We start from the raw sequence: 21,381 nt of genomic DNA, 5'->3' as shown, positions 1-21,381 counted from the left end.
GCGCAAGGCGGGCACGGCGGCCACCATGCCGGGCCGCGGCGCCAGCGTGCCCCGCACCATGCCCGACCGGTCCCAGCTTTCCGCGACCAGCGTATAGGCGCGGTCCTCGGTCGGGGTGACGATCAGGTCATAGGTTTCGGCGACCGCGATCTGAAGCTCGTCGACCGTCACCGGTTGCACGTCCTGCCCATCCGCCTGCACCACCTGGAACGACAGGCCCGGTATCCGCAGGTTGAAGATGGTCATCGCAGAAGCATTGACGACGCGCAGCCGCACCCGCTCGCCCGGTGCGAACAACCCCGTCCAATTGTCCGCCGCCCCATGGCCGTTGATCAGGTATCGATAGGTCGATCCGGTCACGTCGGACACGTCGCTGGGGTCCATCCGCATCGCGCCCCAGCGCAACCGCTCCGCCAGGGGCTGGTCCCGCCCGGCCAGCAGGCCCGCCGCCGTCTGCTTCTGATAGTTGAAATAGCCGCCCTGCAGCTTCAGCCGCCGAAAGATCGCATGGGGGTGGAGCGGACTGTGATCCGACAAAAGGATCACATGCTCGCGGTCCGAGGCGATCGGGTCCGCCCCCGCCGGATCGATGACGATGGGGCCGTAATGCCCCTCCTGCTCCTGCAACCCCGAATGGCTGTGATACCAATAGGTCCCCGCCTGGACGACCGGAAACTCATAGGTGAAGCGCCCACCCGCCGGAATGCCGGGAAAGCTGATCCCCGGCACCCCGTCCATCTGGAACGGCAGGAGAAGCCCGTGCCAATGGATCGAGGTCTCCTCGTCGAGCGTGTTGATGACGGTGATCTTCGCGCGCTGCCCCTCGCGCAGGCGGATCAGCGGCGCGGGAGTCGAGCCGTTGATGCCGATCGCATGATAAGCTTTGCCGTCGATCATCATCATCTGCCGCGCGACGGTCAGCGTGATTTCCGGCCCCGTCAGCACCGGACGCGCGCCGGGCACCGCCATCGATCCGTGCGCGATCCCGCCGCCATGGCTCTGCGCCCAGGCGGGCAGCGCGGCCAGTGCGCTCAGCCCCATGCCACCGGCCAGCATCTCCCGGCGGCGGATCGAAATCGCGGTGTCGTTCATACCCCTCTATACGCCCGCCCGGCGGCCTTCCCTCATGAAGCGGTCAGGGAATCGCATCGCGCAGCGCGGCCCGCGCGCGGCGGATGCGAAGCTCCACCGCCTTGCCGCTCAGCCCAAGGGCCTCCGCCGCCTCCGCCTGGCTCAACCCCTCGATCGTACACAGGATCAGCGGCACCCTCAGCGCATCGGGCAACCGGTCCAGCGCCGCCAGCGTCCGCGCCAGCGAATCGCGGTCGATCACCGCCGCCTCGCCCCCGACCCGGTCGTCGGCGATCTCCGCGGCGGCCTCGACCGGCAGGACCCGTGCCAGCATCGCGCGCACCCGCCGCCGCCGCGCCCAGTCGCGACATTTGTTGAGCGCGATCCGGCTGAGCCAGGCACGCAGGGACCGCGTCTCGTCGAACCGCGCCAGCGCGCCGTGCGCGGCGACGAAGCTTTCCTGCACCAGGTCCAATGCCTCGTCGGCGTCGCGGACATGCGCAAGGATCAGCCGGTACAGCGCCGTCTTGTGCCGCGTGACGATCACCGCATAGGCACCCGGCCGCCCGCTCCGCGCCAGCGCCACCAGATCGCCATCGGCCAGTCCCGCCAGATCGCGGCTCACCGTCCCCGGCTCAACGATCGCTGTCGGTCAGCTTGGCCACGACCAGCCGATCGAAGGTCGCCGCCTGATCGGGACGCAGGACCCGGCGCATCGCGAAGACATGCGCCAGCGTCGCCTTTTGCAGATCGCCCATGCTGTGATGGACGGCATCGATCGCCTGGCTGACCCGCGGCCCGTCGCGATGCTCCGCCTCGATCGCCGCCGCCAGCCGCGCATTGTCGCCGCGCAGTCGCGCCTCCAGCGTCGCGCGGGTGGTGGCGAACCGCGCCTCCAGCCGGTCCAGCGCGATGCTCTGTGCCGGGTCGAGCCGGATGTCGCGGTGGACCAGCGCATGAAGATCGCTCGCCGGCGGCTCGCCGGGCATCAGGACACGGCACCCGATCGCCACCCCCGCCAGCGCCGCGACGAAGGCGATCACCAGCGTCAGCAGGCTGCGCCGCATCACCGCCCCAGCAACAAGGTCGAAGGGGCCAGTTCGGCATCCATAGCGACGGGCCGCGCCTTCGCCTCGATCCGCCCCGCCATCACGCCACCCCCGGTCAGCCCGAGCAGCAAGGCGACGCCGCCCGCAAAGGCGATACCCCGAAACGACACCCCCTCGCCCGCCAACGCCCCCGGTTGGATCGCCGAGGCCACACGGCACTCCAGATCGTTCAGGGCTTCGGGCGGCACGAGGCTGGCCAGCCGGGCAAGATCGCGGTCGAAGGGGTCGGTCATCATGCCGTTATACGCAAAAACCACCCGCATCCCTCATCCGCATTTGCGGAGCGCATCCCAAGCTTTGACCGTCACCGGAGCGCCAGGGGCGTTAAAATGAGGGGCGGCATCATACCGGAAAGCCGCCGAGACCGGGCAATGAACTATGCCGGACCGCAAAAACCAAAAACCCCGCCAAGCCGTTGGCCTAGCGGGGTTTTCGATGGTGGGCGTGGCAAGGATTGAACTTGCGACCCCTGCGATGTCAACGAAGATGGGACCGGCTAAGCTGTTGTTTTTGCGCCATCCGAGCGCGCAAACGCAAGAGAACGCGACGAGAACAGGCCGTGAATGGCGGTTGCTTCCACGCAAAACACACGCAAGCCGATTTTCGAGCCTATGTCCTTTTGAACGAAGGATTTCCTCATGGCCGCGCTCGACGTCGCGTCGCTTTTGATTCTGACGGCTTGGCGCTGGGGTCCGGCTCATGGTTCGTGGAGACCCAGCACCGCCTGGGCGATCGAATGCATTCGTCGGGAGCATTGCGTAATTCGATGCCCATCGACCGCCCGAACAACCGCTTGGCTTCGATCTGGCCGAAGGTCCGGGTGATCCGCCTCGCGCGCCAGTCGACCTCATAGGCCTTGAAGGTGCCGAAGCTGTCGCAATTGCTGTGGGGCATGATCTCGGCGACGAGGATCACCTTCTGCGATCCGCCTTGCCACTGAACGACGGCGACATTGGGATCTTCGCGCCAGCCGCATTTGACCGGGTGCCCGAACGCCGAGCGGATGAGCGGCGATAGGTCCGTTACCTGCAACCCGTTCCGTCCCGCCGCGACGACGATCGCGCGATAGAGGCCGATCGCCCCACCATCGCTGGTCGTCACCGCGAACGCTCTGGAATCCGGTGCCCAGAGGAGTTCTGAATTAACGCCAGCGCCGAGCGACACGGTGCCCGTTCCGAGCTTGCCGCGCACGCGCAGGGTGACTTCGCCGTCCGTCTTCTCCGTTTCCGTGTAGCGGGCGAGAACATGCGTTTGTCGATCCGGTGCCTCAAGCCGCAAGCCGGTCGGTGCACCGCCAATCCTGTGCCAGATCGGCCGCGCCTGACGCGCGTAGAAACCGGCCGGGGCCGCGGCGACCAACAAGGTCGCGGCAGCCGCAGCAAGGATCGATCGCAGGCGGACGGTCATATCGCGAGGGTAATGACACGTCGCGGCGCGTGCAATCAGACGTACCAAGGGAAGAGCAGCTGCGCACGGCGAAGCTGCCGGTGGAATGAAAAAGCAGGCGGCCTGATCCGGACCCGAGGCGGGCCGGTGATCCTCTCGCCGAAAGTGCCCAACATGTTGACCTCCCCGATCGAACCGTCGCTCGCCCCCTCGCTGCGCGTCCTGTCGCTGCCGCTCACCGCACTCTACGAAGCGCCCGTGCCGATCGGCGCACTGGCCGGTCTGCCCGCCGGCATGCTCGACATCGCTTCCGCCAATCTCCTGATCGCCGCCACGCCCTGCGATCCGCCCCTGTTCGGCATGAAGATGGAGGACGCCTGCACCCGCTTCGGGCGCGACGTCATGCTCGTGCGGACCGGGCTGTTCCCGGAGACGATGAACCCGGTTACGGTCGACGTCGCGCTGGTCGGGCCGGACGGGCCGTTCACGATGACCGACCTCGTCTTCATGCGACGGCGTGACGACAGCCTGTGGCTGGTGCCGCAGCGGGCCGGCGCGTTCGTCGAGATCCGGGGCGATGGCCTGGCGCTGCAGACGACGCCGCCCTTCGTCACCTGGGACGAGCGCTGCGACGGGGTCTGCCGAGCCGCCGCCGAGATCGTGCGAATCGTGACCTATCGGCAGGGACGCTGACATGGCTGCGCGCAAACCCCGCAAGCTGCCGGTCAAGCCGACGCCGACCGATGCCGATCCGCAGAGCTGGCTCTATCTGAACCCGTCCGGGCCGTCCCCGGCGGGGACGGTCTTTGCCGTCCTGCGCCGGGCCTATGCCGGTCGCGTCAACAGCGCGCTGGAGTTCGGCTATCGCAAGGCGCATCTCGGTCCCGTCGTCGCGGGCGCGGATCTCGCCGCCTGGTCGCCGAACGTCGAGCGGATCGAGGTGCTGCTCCCCGCAGGCGCCGACGACAGCCTCGCCGATCCGGCGACGCTGCTGGGGCAGATGGACACGCATGCCGTCGACCGCGAGAAGGCGCTGCTCACCTACCTGACGCTACCGCTCGGCGACGTCGACCGGGTGCACGTCGGCTGGGAGCGGGCGCGCGCCTTCCTGCACGATCGGTTCGCCCGGGATCGCGAGCTTGCCTCCGTCCTGATCCTGCATGCGCCGGGGACGATCAACGCCGCCTTCCCACTCCATGCCCACGCGTTGATCGTGCCCAGGCGCCTCACCGGTCTCGGCATCCGCCAGGGTCTGTACGACGAGGACATGATCCACGATCGCGGACAGGCGATCGTAGAGGCGATGTGGGCAGACCACCTGGCGAGCTTCCGTTGACCGGCACATGGGACAGGGACCGCGCGGCGCTGGTCGATCTCGCCGGCCGGATCATGCTGACCCATAGCATCGATCCCGGCCATGCCATGCGCCTGCTCGACATCGATCGCGCCGAAGCGGAGGACATGGTTCATGTTGGTCGGCTGTGGTCGTCGGTGGATACCGCCCGCGCGGAGCGGCTGCGCCTGTTCATCAACATCCTGATGCGGCTGGAATGGCGGCTCAATCACGACAGCCGCGCGATCCGCCATGCGCTGGACCTGCCACTCGATGCGCTGGGCGGCGCTTCCCCTGCCGACCGGTTCGGCGGCAGCCTGGAGGACCTGCGCGAATTGCGCGGCGCGATCGACAGCGTCACCGCGCCCACGATCAAATGGTGGCGGGTCGGTCACTGACCACCCGCCCTGAGGGGAAGGAGATGAAGGCGATCCCGGATTGCGGGATGAAAACAGGAGTAAGCGACCATGACCCACCACGACGACGCCATCCTCCGCGCCTACACCGTTGCGGCGACCCGGCTTCTGCTCGGCAACCGCAAGCTGAAAGACGGCGTCGTCGTCACGGGTGGTGAGGCGCTCGACCAGGAAGGGCGCGCCCAGATGGCGCGGACGGCGGCGCTATCCGGCACCGACGTCGTCGCGCTGGAGTTCGGGATCACCGCGGATGGTCGGTTCGGGCGGACCGGGATCACGGTCTACCTGCCGCGAGACGAGGGCTGCTACGTCCAGACCGACTGCCGCTTCTGGCTGAGCAAGGCGGGCAACCGCGCCGTGATCCTGCCCCGGCAAGAATCGCGCGGGCATTTCCGAATGTCGCCGCGCGAACTGGTCCACATTGACGGCAAGCCGGCGGAGGATATGGTCGACGGCATCGCGCGAGCGGATGCCTGGCTGGCGCGTCGGATGGGGGCGAAGTTTGCCGAGGCCGCGAACGCAGATTTCTTCAGCGTGCATAAACTGGCATGATCGCCTCCTTTCGCAAAAGGGCGTTTGCTCATGGCAGGTGCACGCGTCAAAGAGGGCATTGCTGGGTTTGGTGACGAGGTTCGGGTAAGTGCGGACCGGAAGGTCTTGGGGGGACAACGGCCTTTCTGACTTTTGGCGGCAATCGCGGAAAGCTGCCGTTCCTTGAGGCAACGGGCAGGGCAGGCGGAGGGGCCGAAAGTCAGAGCGTCTCTTCGAACGCTGCGGCCCAGGTCGCCGTCAGGCGATGCGCTGCCGGACCGAAGACTGCCACGTCGCGCTTGAGGAGATACTGTTGCATTGAAATCTGCAGATCGGTCAACGTACGCACGTTGCGCCGACGCATCTCCTGATATGCATCCGGACCCAGATCGTTCGGATAATCGGATGCAACGACGCTTTTTGCGTAGACGCTCCGTCCATCCGAATAGGCGTATCGGAGCCAGGAAAGGCCGTCGAAGACGTCTGCGCCCGCCAAGAAGTAAAGTGGCGTCATAATCGGCTCCAGACCGCCAAAGACGTGGATAGGAACTTCCAGCCCCGCATCCTCCAGGGTCGTACGCAACTGGGAAAGGAAGGTTAGGCGCGTGGTCATCGATGGACCGATCTCATCTTCCGTTACGCCAATCATCGCGAACTTGCCTAGCTCCTTAGCATGTGGCGCGATCTGCGCTGCATCTAGGAATGGTTGCCGGCTGGGCTGAGGCGGCTTGATTAGCAGTTCCACGGACATGTACGGATAGCGTGCCGCAAGTTCCAGTCCCGCCGCGATCTGTCTCTCGAGAGAACCCGACCCGCGTTCGGGAGTGTCAAAAGTGACGGCGATCGTCGGTAGGTCGATCGGCCACTTCGACAGGACGCGCCGGTGAAGTTCACGCGACCAGCTCCGGGCATCGCTGCCCTCGACCAGCTTCGCCTGCCGAGCCTTCCGGTTCCAGAGAGATTCATAGCCTCCGCTGTCCATCAGCACGAACGTCGGGGCAGCAGAGACGATCTCTTGGCGGAAGTCGAACCCACTGAGCTCTGGTTCGTGTGCGACGTCGTAAGCGCTGATGAGCACCGGGCCTACGATCGTCGGCATCGCGCCCCTCACGATTTCGCTCAGCGGCGTGGGCGGCTTCGCCCGGCTGGAGAAGGACGGAACCACGAGAGGCGTGGGCAGGATCACCGAACCGAGCCTGATCTCCCTTCTGCGTGCCTGCACCTTCATGGTCCGACTGTGCCCGCCTTCATGGCGGAGTCAATTGCGCGCATCATGACGTTGCATTATTCTGCAACATACTGTGCAGCGACGTTACCACGGCGCGCACGTCGGGCGATTGGCGCGACCAAGTAATCAGATCGTCAAACACCCGGTCCAATGAGTCACCTTCTGCTCTGTCCACGCATTTCTCTAAGATCGCGATGTATTTGTGCACCTTCTTCACCTTGCCGGATCTGAGGCGCCACGCCATGGTGCGGTCGACGCCAAGCGCAGCGGCCAGTTCGGCGTTGCCGCCCCCAAGGCGCTCGGCAAGGCTAAGAAAGCGCAAGTGACTCAACGGCTGGTTCATCAATTGCGTTTGTTGCAGATATCTGCAACAGCTGTCGAATGAATTATTTACCGGAACCAAGCAGTTTTCAGGAGGCGTGGGCTGGGGTCGGCGCCAATGCGCGGCTTGTGCGGCTACCTGCGTCCGACGCCGAGGTCGTGCCGGGCGTCGCTTGGGGCTCTCCCGATTACTTCAACACGCCCGCATACTGGGCCGTGCGGTGCCAATGGGAGGGCGACAATCCGGACTACGTCGCCGGAAACGACGACCTCGTCCGCGAGGTCGCGTTCTGCCTGCTCGGTGGATACGGGATCCGCTACGAGGTGAACCAGGCGGCATTCGTCCGAATGGAGGCGCACGGGCTGTTCGAGCCGGGAGCGCCCCTCATTGACGAAACCTGCATCAGACGTTGGCTCACGGAGCCGCTACTCGTCGACGGCCGGCCGACCCGTTACAGGTTTCCAAACCAGCGCGCCCGGCGTCTGGCCGGCATGCTGGCCTTCTTCGCGCTGAACGACCTGTCAGGTTTGAGCGCAGGTGCCTTGCGGAAAGCCCTGATGACGATCGAGGGGGTCGGTCCGAAGACCGCTTCTTGGATCGTCCGCAACTGCCTCGGCTCTGACGAGGTGGCAATCATTGACGTGCATCTAATTCGCGCTTGCACCAACATGCGCGTGTTCCCCAGAGAGATCAGCCTGCCGCGGGACTACGAGGCGCTCGAGGCGCGCTTCTTGTGCTTCTCCAAGGCGCTCGACGTAAAACCGTCGGTGCTAGACGCGGTTATCTGGAGTGAGATCCGCAAAACGCCGAGCCGCCATTCGGTCCGTTGACACTTTGCGGTAGATATCGGACACTTTCTGGACGAAAGGCTTGCTATGGGCGGCTCATCAACGACCAACTCCATCAGACGAAAAGCGCGCCCGACTCACTCGGGCGGCGGCGCCGATGACTGTCCGGTCAAGCTGCGGGCCGTCATCACCAGCCCGGCTTCCGGCATCGGTCCCGGAACCTGGCTCGAGGTCAAGCTCGACCGCACCTCCTCGCCGCCGCGGGTCGTCCTGTTCGACCTGACCGCCGGCACCGTCGTGGGCTCGCTGACGGGCATCCCGAATCTCGACGTGCTGATCCGGTGCCTCGAGGACGGCGTCGATTACCGTGCCTATACTGATGCCGTGTCCGGCGGGCGCATCGACGTGACCGTAGTTAAGCAGTGACGTGATCCGATGATCGTGGCCGGGGGCGTCTACCTCGAAACCTGCGTCACGCCCCCAACGAGACAGCTGCTTGGGTCGGCTGGGCGAGCGGCGCTCGGACTATCGTCCCTGCGGAGCGACATCGAGTTGCACACCTTCCATCCCCCGGCGCTCTGGGGGGACCTGGAGGCGAACTTCCGTCCGTACGGTATCGACTGCCGACCAAGCGCATCGTCGGAGCGCATCGAGTTCGCTTACTTGTTCCCACTGGCACGGCCCGTTCAGACGCCGACGGGCTTTCCCCGACAAGCTGAGCGGCTGGTGGCCGGTCAAAGCGTGCTGCGGTTCGGCTGCGCCGAAGGACAATTCATCGTACAGGCCGCGCAGGCGGTGTTTGATCCACAGGGAGCAGCGTTCCTGAACTTCCGCGATGGCGGCGGAGCCGCTGAGCGGCTGGCCATTGTCCTGAACGCGGGCGAGGCGCTCGCTTCAACGGGCGCCGAGGGAATCGAGGCTGCCGCGCGAGCCGTGCTCGCCTCCGAAGGCGCCGAGGTGGTGGTCGTCAAGGACGGTCCAAACGGCGCACACGTGTTCTCGGGTGATCAGCAGCAGCGCATTCCCGCCTACGCATCGCACTCGAACTACAAGATCGGATCGGGGGACGTGTTCTCCGCCGTCTTCGCCCATGAATGGTTCGGCGGCATGAGCCCGGCCTCCGCGGCCGATCGCGCATCACGCCATACCGCAGCGTACGTCGCCACCGCTGCCTTGCCGTTTCCGCGATTGCTGCCCGCGTTGGCGCCGCGTCGCAGTTCGGGCGTCGAGCGCTTGATCCTGGTGGCTGCGCTCGACACGGTCGCCGCCGCTTGGTTCGCAGCGACCGTTCGAGACGCGATTGACCGCCTCGGCGTCGCTGAGGTCGAGCTGGTTGCGCTAGCCAAGCTGATGGCGGACGATTCGCTGCCCATAACATCCGACGCGGCCATTCTCATCTGTGTGCAGGATCGTCAGACGGCGCTGGCCGTGGCGCGACATAGATCTCTGCAGGGTCACTCTGCCGTCATTTTTGCCGAGTCCGGTTGCGCTGAGCCGCTCGCGGAGGTGCCCGGAGTGCGGGCGGTTAATGATCTGACCCAAGCGATCTACGAAGCTTCCTGGCTGCCGGAATGAGAGTCCTGCTTTTCTCTGGCGGGATCGACTCCACCTGCATCGCATGGCTCGAGCGTCCGGATCGTCTCGCCTTCGTCGACTACGGCCAGATTCCGGCGAAGGGCGAGCTCCGCGCCTGCAGATCTATCGCAGAGGCGCTTGATCTGCCCCTCGACGTCCACACGGCGGATCTACGCCCGTTTGGAGGAGGACTTATGGCGGGAGGCACCGCCGAGGGGGCGGCCCCGGAATTCTGGCCATTCCGAAACCAGATGCTGATCACGCTTGCGGCGATGTACTATGCCCAGCGCGGCGCCGTAGAGATAACGGTCGGGACGGTGCGCACGGACCGCCAGCATCCCGATGGCCGCGCGCGCTTCCTGCGCGCTATGCGCGGCGTGCTCAGGACCCAGGCCGCTATCGAGTTGCGTGCACCGGCCGCCGCCGAGCAGACGCTCGCGCTGGCGAGGCGATCGAACGCTCCCCACAGTCTGCTCGGCTGGACGTTCTCGTGTCACACAGGAGAATGGGCCTGCGGCCAGTGCGGCGGCTGCCGCAAGCACGCCACAGTCAAGGCCGCGCTTGGCTTCTGACCCGTTCCTACGTCACGTACCCGAAGTCGATGAGCGGGCGGGGAACGACTGGTCGACCGCTTATCTCGTCTGGCGCTCGGCGTTGCCGGGTCTCTCTGGGGTTCGGACTTCGGGCGCTGAGACGTCAGTTTCGCGGGGGCTCGACTGGACGGGCGCCGGCTCGCCATTATAATCGGGCCGTGCTAGTTGCCGTGGCGGCTTCGGGTCTTCCCACGACAGCCTGCCCGATCCGCGCAGCCCTGACACGATCGCGCCCGCCAAGCCCACGATCGCCATCACCAGGAAGATGGAGCGGAACACCTTCCCGTACGTCCACAACCCCTCGTCCTTCTTCGCATCCGCGGTCTTAACGACCTCCTCGGTCATCAGTCGGGCACCGACGGGCTCCTGCAGCTTAATGGCGTCTTCGGCGTGCTTGATAAGAAAGGAAGTACGGCGGTCGAGTTGCCAAAACAGGAATGAAAGCAGGCACAACAGCAAGCCCAGCGCAACGCCGACTACCGCTAGGCGCGGCGGCGCCTGGATCGCGGCGGCCAGCCCGGTGGTGAGAATGCCGGAGAACACCACGAAATAATTGAAGATGGTGATGCGTTGGCTGGCATGGAGGTTGAAGTAAGCCCAGGCGTGGGCCAGCGGTCCATCATCCCTGCTCATCTTCGCTCCTCTCCAATCTGAAGATTGCATGTAGCCCCGTCGTTGACCCGGGACAACTCATGCGCGGACGTTCGGCACTGATCTGGCCCCCGTTTGGCCGGACGGGTTCAAGCGGTTGCAGAAACCAATGCGCGATGCTCGCGCGGCGAACGCATTTTGAGCCCTGAATGTGGGTGGTTGTCGTTGTAGTCCTCGATCCATCCGGCAAGCGATGTCAACGCGGTGGGAGCATCGGGTAGCGGCGAGACGCGGACGTAATCGCGCTTCAGCGTATGAACGAAGGCCTCCGAGATGCCGTTGGACGGCGGGCTGCGGACGGGGGTGAAGCAGGGTTTGAGGCCCAGCTGCCGGGCAAAGGTGCGGGTTTCGCGGGCGGTATAGGCCGCGCCGTTATCGGACAGCATCTCGAGCGGCCCGGACGCGCGCATTCCGCCGAAGCGGGCTTCCACGGCTTCCAGCATGATGTCGCGCACGTCCGAGCCGCTGATGCCGGCATTGGCGACCGCACGCCAGGCGATGATCTCGCGGTCGTGGGCATCGATGATGAAAGCGCCGCGCACGACCTCGCCGTTCCAGCAGGTGAACTCGAAGCCGTCCGAGCACCAGCGCAGGTTCGAGCGGATCGCCACCACGACGCCGTCATGGCCATAGTCGGCCCGTTCGGTGTAACGCCGCGCCAGCAGCAGGCGGTCCGCCGCCATGATGCGGTAGACGCGCTTGTGATTGACCGGCGCGAGCCTTTCGGCGCGTTGCTGTCGATTGAGGACCGCCGCGATGCGGCGGTAGCCGTATGTCGGCCGCTGCGCGGCGATCTGACGGATGCGGGGGAGCAAATCCGCGTCGCCGGCCTTGGTGTAAGGCCCACGCGTCCTGGTGCTGCCGGTCAGGCGGTCGTACACGGTTGAGCGACCGACGCCGAGCGTGCTGGCGACCAGGCTCACCGGATAGTCTCCGGCAGCGGCGAGTGCATGAGCAAGCTCGCTTTTTTTGGGCGCGAGCGCTCCAGCGCCTCCTTCAGGATCTCGACCTCCAGCGTCTTGCGGCCGAGCTGGCGCTCCAGTTCGCGGATGCGGGTCTCCATCTCACGGACCTGCCGGTTGCTGGTCACGTCGTCGTCGCCGGCAACCGCGACGCTTCCGCCTTCCAGCATCAGCCGCCGCCAGCGGTACAACAGGTTCGGCGCCACGCCGTTGCGACGCGCCACCACCGATATGCTCTCGCGACCATCGAGCGTCTCCTCGACGATCCTCAGCTTCTCAGGCGCGCTCCATTGACGGCGACGACCGCCGTCGGTGATGATCTCGGATACGGACATAAGCCTATGCTCAGGGGATAGCCCCAAGCCTCCTTCTTAGGCTTAAATCCGTCCGGTCAAAACGGGGGCCAGCTCAGGCACCGCTCGCCTGGAAACGCCCGGTACCTACCATTTTTAATCGTTCCGCGACGCTCAAGCCGATGTCAGATCGCGATGGATGCTGCCGTTCGGACCAATCGAAGCGGACAAGCTGCAACGCAGTCGACCCAGCGGGAGCAGCGCTTCGCGCAACATTTCGTGACGAACTCTGCCCAGCTGCTGCGGGAAGGAGCCATCCTTCGTCCCTGATCTTGCGTGCCGGCGGCTGACATTCGCATAGCGGGCAAGTGCCGGACATACCTTGCATTCTTGGCTCGTGGAGAAGATCATGGTTTAGAGGCTTCGAGGGGGCGCGCGTGATCCGCAAGGTATCATTACTGAATTTCAAGAAATTCAAAAATACCGAGTTTGAACTCCACCCGGCTGGACTTTCGTTTTTGGCTGGAGGTAACAATTCCGGAAAATCGACCTTTCTTCAGGCGATGGCCGTTTGGGATTTCTGTCGGACGGTGTTGGAGATGGAACGAGGCAAGGAGAGCCTATACCCCGGTTATGGGAGGCAGGGCCTTGGCCTCTCGGACGACGAGTTCTCACCCCTGGCATTGCCAAGTCTGAAGCACCTTTGGACGAATTTGACTACTCAGCACCCAGGAGAAGATGGGTATTCATTGTCGATCCGCTGCGATTGGACTGACGTAGCAGGCTCCGAAAAACATCTGACTTTAGCCCTGGCGCTTGCCAATGACCGGCTGTTCTTGAAAGCAGACAGTACGAACCTCAAGGATGGCGATCTGCTCCCGCCCTTGGCTTACCTGCCGCCGTTTGCGGGCATCAGCAGTCGTGAAAACTATATGTCGGGAGCTGAAAGGAGAGCCATGATCGGCCGGGGGCTCGCCGGCGGTGTGATTCGGAACCTGTTGCACGATCTTCATGAAGAAAACGAGAGAAGGCGTGCTGAACTGAAAGCGGGACGGACCAAAATCAAAAATTCAGACCTCGAGCGTTTACGGGCCGAAGACCCTTGGGAGATATTGCAGCACACTATGGCGGAAGTTTTTGGTCTCCAACTCGATGTGGCACCATTTAACGACCTGTACCATACCTATATCAAGGTGAGCACGATCAAAGGCAAATTAGACGGTCGGAAATTCACGCGTCACAGCGGTTATAAAGCGCGTGATTTGATGGCGGAAGGAAGCGGGTTCCTCCAATGGCTGAGCGTCTATGCGCTAGCTGTTTCGCCGTTGGTGAGGACGCTTCTATTAGATGAGCCGGACGCACACTTACATCCCTCGTTGCAGTCGCAGCTAGTAGAAAAGCTTGAGAGCATTGCCCAACGAACTGGGAAGCAGGTATTGCTCGCTACTCATAGCACCGAGATACTTCGATGGGCTGATCACTCGCAGGTGCTTCGCTTTTCAAGGTCGGGAGCGAAATATCTCCAGGAGGCGGACCAAAAAGTTGGTTTGTTCCTGGGGCTGGGAAGTGATTACGCCCCGAAACTCGATCCGCTTAGGCGTGCCCGCCGGCTACTCATCATTGAAAATCTGAGTGACGCGCGCTTGTTGAAGGCTTGGGCCAAGCAGCTTGGCATGGATTGGCCAAAGAATCTGGTTGAGTGGCCTTGGACCGGTGGCAGCGGCGAGCGCAAGCAGTTATTCCTTCAATTGCAGCAGGAAATCCCAGAACTCAAGGCGCTCAGTATTCGTGACAGGGACGATCAGGAGTTGAATCAAATAGATTCTGAATCTTTATGCGACAAATCGTTCACCGCTTCACACGAGAATCTTTCACTTCGCGTGTGGCGGAGACGGCACATTGAAAATTATTTATTGCTACCAGACGCTATCGCCCGAGCCAGTGGAAATACTATCGAGTTCGTCGAGGCCTTAATGGGAGAACATGCCTTGATGGTACCTGATAACTTCGTCGCTCGTGACGTTGCTTTCGCGATGATAGATGCCCGGGGGAAGGAGATAACTCAGAAGGGACCACAATCGGTCAAAAGTGTTTGCGCCGTCACGCCTCTTCAGATCGCTTCCGCAATGGAGGCGGATGAGGTCCCGGAGGATATTAAGGAGCTGCTGAAGCAAATAGCCGCATTGTGTGCAGACTGAGGGATAGGGTGGCGCGGCTGTTTTCACCGGAAGCCGTCGCTCAAGAGGTAGTCAGGGAACGACGGCTTTGTCCCAAATCCCCGCCGTTTTATGCGCCTGCGCGAACTGGTCGAGGGGGGTGAACCTATCCGCCTGAAAGAATGGGGAGTTTTAGGGAGCGTTCGAACGGGGCTGAATGTCCGTATGTGGGTCGTAACGCTGGCTGGGGCGCGGTCACGGACCTACAAGGCGTTGCGCCATCAAGCATTGGGTCCGGCTTATTTGCAGAACCTCAACACCCCGCTAAGCTGCGCCTATGGCGTTCGGCGTTTTCATCCACCGATTTGACTCGATCTACGACGATACGCCGGCGGAACGCTATCAATTCCCATCCCAGTATCTGAGCCGCGCCCAGGCGTGTCTCGGTGACTGGATCATCTATTATGAGCCCCGCAAGGTGCGAGACACTCGCGGCTATTTCGCCGTCGCCAAGGTCGAGCGGATCGTGCCGGATCCAACTGCACCCGGCATGTACCTCGCACTGATCGAGCCAGGCAGCTATCTCGATTTCGCAACACCTGTCCCCTTCGCAGATGCGGACGGTCAGGTCATCGAGCGTGGCGTCCTGAACGATGCTGGCCGGATCTCCGGCCGCGCACAAGCTGCCGTACGGTCGCTGTCACCGGCGGACTTCAACCGCATCGTCTCGGCAGGTCTCGACGACACCAGCCCGCTGCCGCCGCGCACCGACGACGTCGATCAGCCAGCCGCCGTCCGGGAGGATCGCACACCCTTCGTCTTCGACGAAGCCCGCGAGCGGGTCGCGACGCTGGTCTCGCGCGTGGTCCGGGACCAGGTGTTCCGCCGCATCGTGCTGCGCGCCTATGACGAACGATGTGCCGTCACCGGGCTGAAGCTGATCAACGGCGGCGGCCGCGCCGAGGTCGAGGCCGCCCATATCCGCCCCGTCGAGGCGAACGGGCCCGACATCATCAGCAACGGCATCGCACTGTCGGGGACCGCGCACTGGATGTTCGACCGGGGCCTGATTGGGCTCGACGATGACATGCGCATCCTGGTGTCGCGCCAAGTCAACGATCCCGACAGCGTCCGCTCGATCGTGAACCCGTCCGGGCGCGCCATCCTGCCCGCGCATCTGGCGAGCCGACCGCACCCGGACTTCGTGCGGTGGCACCGCGACCACCGCTTCAAGCAGTAGCTGGCACCGGTCCGAACGCTCCTTGGAAGCGGAGCGGCGAACAGCGTAATTCAGGGAGGCGCAATTCCGCAAAGGTGAATCCTTCATCTTTGCGTGCGTCGCCATGCGGCGAGGCGAGGCCGGGACGCCGGGGTCGGCGTCCCTAAGGGCGCGCCGGAGGCGCGGCCCGTCGGTGGCGGGGCCACCTCGGGAAAAAGCGACATGGGGGTGATTCACCGCGTGATTCGCGTCCTGTACCATAGCTGGCAACAGGAGCCCGGCTATGTCGATCCAGCGTCCCCTCGGTCCCATCGGTCATTGTTCTGCACGGTTGCGACGACTGCTCGCGATCGAGGAGGAAGAGGCGCTCGGCCGCACGGTGCGGGTCCGGCGGAACGTCCGTGACGCGGTCAGGGACCGGAAGCCGCGCGGCAATCGCTGGTCGCGCTCCCCCGACTTCGCGGTGCCCGGGGCCTTCCACCAGCGGTTCGTCTCGGTGGACGGCAAGGTCACCTTCAACTTCACCTTCGAGGCGGTCAGCAAGACCAGCGATGGCGGCTGCCAGATCAAGACGTCGGAGGGAACCAGGCGATTGGAAGCCGGGGCACCGAAGCACCACGATGCCTATATCGACCGTCCCGAGGCGGTGGAGGTGACGATCTCCGCGGACGGGTTCGACCGCTATGCGGTGCGACCGTCCGCGACGGAGGCAATCGACGGCGAGCGCGCCGTCTTCTCCAACATCTCGCCCGACCCGTGGGAACGGAAAGCCTATTGGCAGGCCGTGCATGAGCACGAACGCACGCCGGGCGTGGACCGTCTGACGCTGATGCCGGAGAACGCATCGCGCGGCGCCTGGCAGGCGCTGGCGAGCGCGCCCGACGCCCCCGAGGCGGTGCGCGACGTTGCCGCCGCCTTCGCTACCGCCAGGGGCAAGCGCAAAACCCGCACCATCCCGCTCGATGACCTGGCCGTCAACGGTGCGGCCGCGCGCAAACTGGCGAAGACGCTCGCCACGATCCTGGGGACCGGCAAGAAGAAGGCGGCGGCCAGGGTCTCGAAGGGACGTGGCGGACGGACACAATACCGGCTGACGGCGGAGTTTCCCGATGGCCTCGATGCCGCGGGTCGGCGGACGGTCACCCAAGCAATCTGCGACCGGCTGGATTCGTTCGGCATCATGTACGTCGCCGCGATCCATGCGCCCGATCATCACAATGACCGCCGCAATCACCACCTGCACCTCGCCTGCCATGACCGGCCCGCCAGGAAGATCGGGGACCGTTGGGACTTCACGATCGCGGAAACCGTCGCGGGACAGCATGGCCGGGTGCGCTATCCGTATGCGCAGAAGAAGGTGGCCGATTGGTCTCGCGATTCGGCCGGCGGGAACCATCGCGACTATGGCACCACCATGGTGGCCGAGATGCGGACCTTCTTCGCCGATCGGTGCAACGAGGAACTCGACCGGCTGGGCGTCACCCGCAGGTTCCATCCGGGCACGCTGCGCTCGCTGGGGTGCGAGCGCGACGGGCAGAAGCCACTCGGCACCCGTGCGGCGCCGCTGGACGCCGTCGGCGTGCCGACGGCGCGGAGCATCGACAATGCCGAACTCCTCTGGTCGGCGCTGCTGCGCGAGGCGTGGACCGCGGCCGAGGAGCGCACCAAGGCCCGCACCACCCTCCGCCGCCGGCTGGCCGAGGCGGAGCGTCGGTTCGCGGAAGGGACGGTCGTCGATCAGGCCCACGTCGTCGCCATCCGTGATCTGACCGCCCGGCTCGATGCGGCCGACACGGTGCTGCGCCAGCATGATGCCGAGTGCGCTGAGTACGACGTCACGCTGGCCATGGCGCGTGCCCGGCCGGACAAGACGATCACCGTCTGCCGCCGCATCCTGAAGGCCATCGGCGAGGGTAAGGCGGACTCGGCCGAGCAGCGGGCGAACGCAGCGATCGCCGCCCGCGCCGACGCGGCCGAGGCGTTCCTCGCCAGCATCGCCGCTATCGAGCACGATCATGCCCCGGAGCTGGCCAAATACCGGACGGCGGTCACGACGGCCCAGGCGGAGGTCGAGGCGATCGCAGATGCTGCGAAGCCGCTGATCGATCGCTCTGCACCGGCTCGCACGCCCGAGCCAGCCCGTCCGGATCCGCGGGCAACGCTCGAGGCGCTGTTCGACCGGATCATGGCGGACGACATGCCGATCCTGCCGCCGGAGGGCACGGTGGCCGGATATCGTGTGCCCGGCGTGACCCGCGCAGAATTCGCCGCTCTGACCACGCCCGCCCTGGCCGAGATGGCGCAGAAGCGCCTTGCCGTTCTGGCCGACATCCAGGCCAAGCGGATGACCGCTGCCGCAAAGCACCTTGCGTCGGTGGGCACGGAGGTCCTGACGCGTGCCGCCGCCGATGGCGACCCCGGCGCAGCGCGGACACTGAAGCACGTCCGCGCCTATGGCGCCCATCCCGTCTATCTGCGCGCTCTGGCCGAGGCGCAGAAGACGGAGCCGCCGGTCACTGCGCCCGCCGAGAAGACCGGCCGCACGTGGCGGGACTTCATCGGGGGCCTGCTGGGTCACAATCCGCCGGTCCAGCCTTCTACTCCCATCGAACCGACGCCGCAGCCGCCCGTCCCGGAACCGGCCAAGGATGCGGCACTCTCGCCACGCGACGAGGCGATCGCCGCCCTAGCCGCCGCCCTCCTCGCCGACCCCGCCCTGCGGGTTGCCGAAGGGAAGCATGGGCTCGTCATCGATACTGCCGACGCTCCCGACTGGCGGGTGTCCGCCGACGTCTTTGCCGACGCGCCTGCGGTCCTTGACGCGATGCGTCGACGTCACGCGGCGCCGTGGCTTGACCACAGTGCCATCGAGCGGAACCGCCTGCTGGCCGACCTTCACGCCGCGTTGATGGGCTCCCTCCGGCCTCCCCTCCGGAAGGTCGGGGAACAGTGGGATGTCGACCTCACCGACAAACGGCTCGCTGCCCTCGTCACCCACTGGCGCGGGTACGACAGTCTCGACGCCCTTCTGACTGACGTCGATCACCAGTGGCGGGGGACCGACGTAGACCGGTACATCGTCGAGGGATCGACTAGCGTTGGAACCGGCGACGCGACCGTCAGCCACGTCCCGGATCTCGGCACGGACCGTGGTGATGGGCTGCACGACGACCGCGCCTTCGTCCCCATGGGGTGGGGGGACTGGGGTCGGGGGCGGAGCGGTGAACGCTAGATAGCGCTTCACCGTCGCCCCGCTGATGCCGAACTGCTTGGCCGTGACAGCCAAGCTCGCCCCGTTCGTGATGCGCCAGGCGATGACCTCGACGGGGTCCGCCTTGCGCGGTCGCCCGAGGCTCGTCTTGCCGCGGTGCGTCAAGCCGGTGGCGGTGAGCGACTTCCTGGCGAGATCACGCCCGGCCTGGGTGCGCTCCCGGATGGCCTCACTCTCCATCTCCGCGATCTCTGCCAACACCGCGACGATCAGCCGACCTGCACTCGAGCTGATCGAGCCGAGTCCACGGACGACGATCTCGACGCCCCTGTCGTTGAGCGCCCGCACCATCGCATGGATATCCATGGCATTGCGGCCCAGCCGATCGATGGCGCTGACATGCAGCCTATCGCCCTCGCGGATGTATCCGAGCATCGCGCCGAAGCCGGGTCGATTGCCGGCCAGCACCGAGCCGCTGACGCCCTCATCGACAAACTCCTTGTCGAAGGACTGGATCATCGATCCGAGCAACGCACTGCGCTGCGCCTCAATCGTCTGACCGCTGGTCGACACGCGATAATAGGCAATCTCACTCATTCTTTTTCATCCTGGGGTTAAAGTTACCCCAGCACTTCCGAACCTAGCTCAATTGCCTTTCTTCTATCTTCTAGACCTACGCTGACGCCTGCCGAGACCTAGGCGCGAAAGTTGGAACTTTCGCACGGAGGGAGACGGAGGGGATCGAGGGTGTGGAGGAGAATGAAATGAGACCGCCGACGATGACGGACGAAGAGGCAGACGCCCTGTGGCGCGAGATGTGTGCCGAACTGACCAAGCCGCTCATCGAAGCCATGGTGGTGAACGACAATGGCGAGCACGTGAAAATGTCGGGGCGGCCAAGTCCCGGTCGACGAAGCTATGCGTACGCCTACGCCGATCGATGGTCTCTAATCATCTTCTGGCCAGCGACGTGAACCCGCTCATCCTACAGCCGGTCGATTAGAGCAGCGGGTGGGGGTGGCGTCGCTGTGCAGTAAAACTGCCCATCGCCTCCACCCCCACCCGGCCTCTATTCGTCACAATGAATGCTTAATATCCCGTTACCACCGTCAGGGATTGCGGTGAGTTGTTCTGTTCGCATGTTGAATCGCGTCATCCTTGCGTTAACGGAATGGCCGTAACGGTATCGCCTAAAGGGAGACGACCGACATGACCGATGAATCCTGGACCGTTCGGGCACGCAAGGGAGGCTATCGCGCTTCGGCTGCTGCCTCGTACGAGCGACCGATGGATTACGCCATCGAGGGCCTGATGCCAGCTACAGGCGCGACCATCTGGTTCGGCGCCGGCTCAACAGGCAAGACCCAGCTGTTGCTTTGGATGGCGGCGCACATTGCGGCCACCGGCGACAAAGCACCTCGGCAATGGCTGGGTGCCGACATCCATGCCAGGGGGCATATCCTGGTGCTGACAGCGGAAGACCTGCAAGAGCATTTGTTCAAGCGGATCGGCATGATCGCTCGCCGCATGACGGCCGATGCCGGCGGCACCAGTCACGACGTGGCCGCATTGTGCCAACGGATCCATGTCATGGCCTTCCTCAGCATGAACGCCGCCGAGTTCGGGGAGCCCAATCCCTGCTTGTTCGAGCGAGACGGAGGCCGCTGGCAGCCAAGCTCCGTCCTGAAGGGCGTCGAGGCGTTCCTCGACGACTGGAATCAGCAGGTCGTGGCCGACGGTCGCCCAGAGGACCGGATCGTTGGCGTCATCCTCGACTCCGCCGTCTCAATGGCAGGGTTCGAGCTCGCCAATTCCGAGGCGACGACGAACTTCCTGTTCTACCTGAACCGCCTGGCACGGCGGCAGAACATGTTCTGGGCAGTGATCGGCCATACGCCGAAGGACGCAGCGAAGAAGGCTGACGACGCCGCGATCGAGCGGCTACGGGGCTCGGCCATGTGGTCGACCACGCCCCGCACCGTCATCGAGGTACGTCTCGCTGGACCGTCCGAAGACTTGGAAGCGGTCCGTGCCGTCCATGGCAGCCTGTCCGATCGTGACGTCGTCATCGTCGAGGTCGCCAAGGCAAACTCGCAGGGCGCGGACCTGCGGCCACGTGCCCTGCTGCGCCGATCCGATGGCGCCTATGACGACCTCACGCCCAAATTCCCCGGCATCTTCAGCGCGCCGCCGCCCGAATCCCGCGGCAAAGCGAGCGCGCACACGCCGGAACTTCGCCGAGCCGTCGTCGCCCTTCTTGCGTCATTCAATGGCGGCAAGCCGGGTACCCTCATCGAACGGGACGCGCTTCGGGCTGTCTTCAACGACGCCAAGGCCTCGTCCCCGGTCCTAGGCACGATCGGCAGCGACGTCGACGGCTCGCGCGCCAAAACGCACGGTACGCTTGCCCGGGAACTCGCACTCATGAGCAAGGCGGGGTTGATCGATACCAGTCGCGGGAACATCCGCATCGTCGATCTTTCGGCCGACAGCGACCAGCCGTTGGCTGAGGCCGCAGAATAACAAGAGTCTACATA

General features: G+C 64.7%; 22 protein-coding genes and 1 pseudogene. 13 read left to right on the top strand and 10 right to left on the bottom strand.

Features of this window, described 5'->3' with window-relative positions:
- The 5 genes from OXQ33_RS09320 to OXQ33_RS09300 all read right to left on the bottom strand — a co-directional run.
- Positions 1–1,092 (bottom strand): copper resistance system multicopper oxidase (locus OXQ33_RS09320; protein WP_267434407.1); only part of this gene is annotated, 1,092 nt, incomplete at its 3' end.
- A gap of 43 nt (positions 1,093–1,135) precedes the next feature.
- Positions 1,136–1,696 (bottom strand): sigma-70 family RNA polymerase sigma factor, encoded by a 561-nt coding sequence (locus OXQ33_RS09315; protein WP_267434406.1) that lies wholly within the window; start codon positions 1,694–1,696, stop codon positions 1,136–1,138.
- Positions 1,697–1,706: 10 nt separating this feature from the next.
- Positions 1,707–2,138, bottom strand: coding sequence for a periplasmic heavy metal sensor (locus tag OXQ33_RS09310; protein ID WP_267434410.1), 432 nt, complete (start codon positions 2,136–2,138; stop codon positions 1,707–1,709).
- Positions 2,138–2,416 (bottom strand): hypothetical protein, encoded by a 279-nt coding sequence (locus tag OXQ33_RS09305; protein WP_267434405.1) that lies wholly within the window; start codon positions 2,414–2,416, stop codon positions 2,138–2,140. Before OXQ33_RS09305 ends, OXQ33_RS09310 begins: the two co-directional genes overlap by 1 nt.
- A gap of 400 nt (positions 2,417–2,816) precedes the next feature.
- Positions 2,817–3,587, bottom strand: a complete 771-nt coding sequence (locus OXQ33_RS09300) for a hypothetical protein (protein WP_267434404.1) — start codon at positions 3,585–3,587, stop codon at positions 2,817–2,819.
- A 153-nt stretch (positions 3,588–3,740) separates the two neighbouring features.
- Between OXQ33_RS09300 and OXQ33_RS09295 the strand changes: the two genes are divergently transcribed.
- The 4 genes from OXQ33_RS09295 to OXQ33_RS09280 all read left to right on the top strand — a co-directional run bounded on the left by OXQ33_RS09295 (position 3,741) and on the right by OXQ33_RS09280 (position 5,867).
- Complete coding sequence (locus OXQ33_RS09295; RefSeq protein ID WP_267434403.1) at positions 3,741–4,259, top strand: hypothetical protein; 519 nt, start codon at positions 3,741–3,743, stop codon at positions 4,257–4,259.
- 1 nt (position 4,260) lies between these two features.
- Positions 4,261–4,902: a hypothetical protein gene (locus tag OXQ33_RS09290; protein ID WP_267434402.1), complete on the top strand. Its 642-nt coding sequence runs from the start codon at positions 4,261–4,263 to the stop codon at positions 4,900–4,902.
- On the top strand, positions 4,899–5,297 hold the full coding sequence (locus tag OXQ33_RS09285) for a hypothetical protein (protein WP_267434401.1): 399 nt from the start codon (positions 4,899–4,901) through the stop codon (positions 5,295–5,297). Before OXQ33_RS09290 ends, OXQ33_RS09285 begins: the two co-directional genes overlap by 4 nt.
- Before the next feature lie 69 nt (positions 5,298–5,366).
- Complete coding sequence (locus tag OXQ33_RS09280) at positions 5,367–5,867, top strand: hypothetical protein (RefSeq protein WP_267434400.1); 501 nt, start codon at positions 5,367–5,369, stop codon at positions 5,865–5,867.
- A 199-nt stretch (positions 5,868–6,066) separates the two neighbouring features.
- On the opposite strand, the gene OXQ33_RS09275 is transcribed toward OXQ33_RS09280, so the two are convergent.
- Both OXQ33_RS09275 and OXQ33_RS09270 read right to left on the bottom strand, forming a co-directional pair.
- A complete protein-coding gene (locus OXQ33_RS09275; RefSeq protein ID WP_267434399.1) occupies positions 6,067–7,074 on the bottom strand; it encodes a hypothetical protein in 1,008 nt (335 codons plus the stop codon).
- 43 nt (positions 7,075–7,117) lie between these two features.
- The gene (locus OXQ33_RS09270; protein ID WP_267434398.1) at positions 7,118–7,417 is read right to left on the bottom strand and encodes a hypothetical protein; all 300 of its coding nucleotides are present in this window, start codon (positions 7,415–7,417) and stop codon (positions 7,118–7,120) included.
- A 38-nt stretch (positions 7,418–7,455) separates the two neighbouring features.
- Between OXQ33_RS09270 and OXQ33_RS09265 the strand changes: the two genes are divergently transcribed.
- The 4 genes from OXQ33_RS09265 to OXQ33_RS09250 are packed head-to-tail and all read left to right on the top strand — an operon-like array spanning position 7,456 to position 10,331.
- Entirely contained in the window at positions 7,456–8,226 is a 771-nt protein-coding gene (locus tag OXQ33_RS09265) for a hypothetical protein (protein ID WP_267434397.1), read from the top strand.
- A 45-nt stretch (positions 8,227–8,271) separates the two neighbouring features.
- Positions 8,272–8,610, top strand: coding sequence for a hypothetical protein (locus OXQ33_RS09260; RefSeq protein WP_267434396.1), 339 nt, complete (start codon positions 8,272–8,274; stop codon positions 8,608–8,610).
- 9 nt (positions 8,611–8,619) lie between these two features.
- Entirely contained in the window at positions 8,620–9,759 is a 1,140-nt protein-coding gene (locus OXQ33_RS09255) for a PfkB family carbohydrate kinase (RefSeq protein WP_267434395.1), read from the top strand.
- Positions 9,756–10,331, top strand: coding sequence for a 7-cyano-7-deazaguanine synthase (locus OXQ33_RS09250; RefSeq protein ID WP_267434394.1), 576 nt, complete (start codon positions 9,756–9,758; stop codon positions 10,329–10,331). Before OXQ33_RS09255 ends, OXQ33_RS09250 begins: the two co-directional genes overlap by 4 nt.
- 60 nt (positions 10,332–10,391) lie before the next feature.
- Here OXQ33_RS09250 and OXQ33_RS09245 read toward each other — a convergent pair whose 3' ends face one another.
- Complete coding sequence (locus tag OXQ33_RS09245; RefSeq protein WP_267434393.1) at positions 10,392–10,985, bottom strand: hypothetical protein; 594 nt, start codon at positions 10,983–10,985, stop codon at positions 10,392–10,394.
- A 107-nt stretch (positions 10,986–11,092) separates the two neighbouring features.
- Positions 11,093–12,300, bottom strand: a protein-coding gene (locus OXQ33_RS09240; RefSeq protein ID WP_267434392.1) for an IS3 family transposase whose coding sequence is annotated in 2 segments (ribosomal slippage) — positions 11,093–11,976 and positions 11,976–12,300 — 1,209 coding nt in all. Because the reading frame shifts where the segments join, the coding sequence is not laid out codon by codon here.
- 395 nt (positions 12,301–12,695) lie between these two features.
- On the opposite strand from OXQ33_RS09240, the gene OXQ33_RS09235 reads away from it, so the two are divergent.
- From OXQ33_RS09235 to OXQ33_RS09225, 3 genes are all read left to right on the top strand, one after another.
- The gene (locus OXQ33_RS09235) at positions 12,696–14,456 is read left to right on the top strand and encodes an ATP-binding protein (protein WP_267434391.1); all 1,761 of its coding nucleotides are present in this window, start codon (positions 12,696–12,698) and stop codon (positions 14,454–14,456) included.
- A gap of 295 nt (positions 14,457–14,751) precedes the next feature.
- Complete coding sequence (locus tag OXQ33_RS09230) at positions 14,752–15,654, top strand: HNH endonuclease (RefSeq protein ID WP_267434390.1); 903 nt, start codon at positions 14,752–14,754, stop codon at positions 15,652–15,654.
- 262 nt (positions 15,655–15,916) lie between these two features.
- Positions 15,917–18,865, top strand: coding sequence for a MobA/MobL family protein (locus OXQ33_RS09225; protein ID WP_267434389.1), 2,949 nt, complete (start codon positions 15,917–15,919; stop codon positions 18,863–18,865).
- Positions 18,866–19,087: 222 nt separating this feature from the next.
- Here the strand turns inward: OXQ33_RS09225 and OXQ33_RS09220 are convergent.
- A pseudogene (locus tag OXQ33_RS09220) lies at positions 19,088–19,441 on the bottom strand (recombinase family protein); the annotation flags it as partial.
- Between the two features lie 182 nt (positions 19,442–19,623).
- On the opposite strand from OXQ33_RS09220, the gene OXQ33_RS09215 reads away from it, so the two are divergent.
- Together OXQ33_RS09215 and OXQ33_RS09210 are read left to right on the top strand one after the other, a co-directional pair.
- Complete coding sequence (locus OXQ33_RS09215) at positions 19,624–19,818, top strand: hypothetical protein (protein WP_267434388.1); 195 nt, start codon at positions 19,624–19,626, stop codon at positions 19,816–19,818.
- Positions 19,819–20,053: 235 nt separating this feature from the next.
- Positions 20,054–21,367, top strand: a complete 1,314-nt coding sequence (locus tag OXQ33_RS09210) for an AAA family ATPase (protein WP_267434387.1) — start codon at positions 20,054–20,056, stop codon at positions 21,365–21,367.
- The last annotated feature ends 14 nt before the right edge of the window (positions 21,368–21,381 follow it).

The sequence above is a fragment of the Sphingomonas sp. GM_Shp_1 genome, from assembly GCF_026540895.1.
Taxonomy (GTDB): Bacteria; Pseudomonadota; Alphaproteobacteria; order Sphingomonadales; family Sphingomonadaceae; genus Sphingomonas.
The sequence above is the reverse complement of the archived record's forward strand: the minus strand, read 5'-3'. Positions and strand labels throughout refer to the sequence as shown.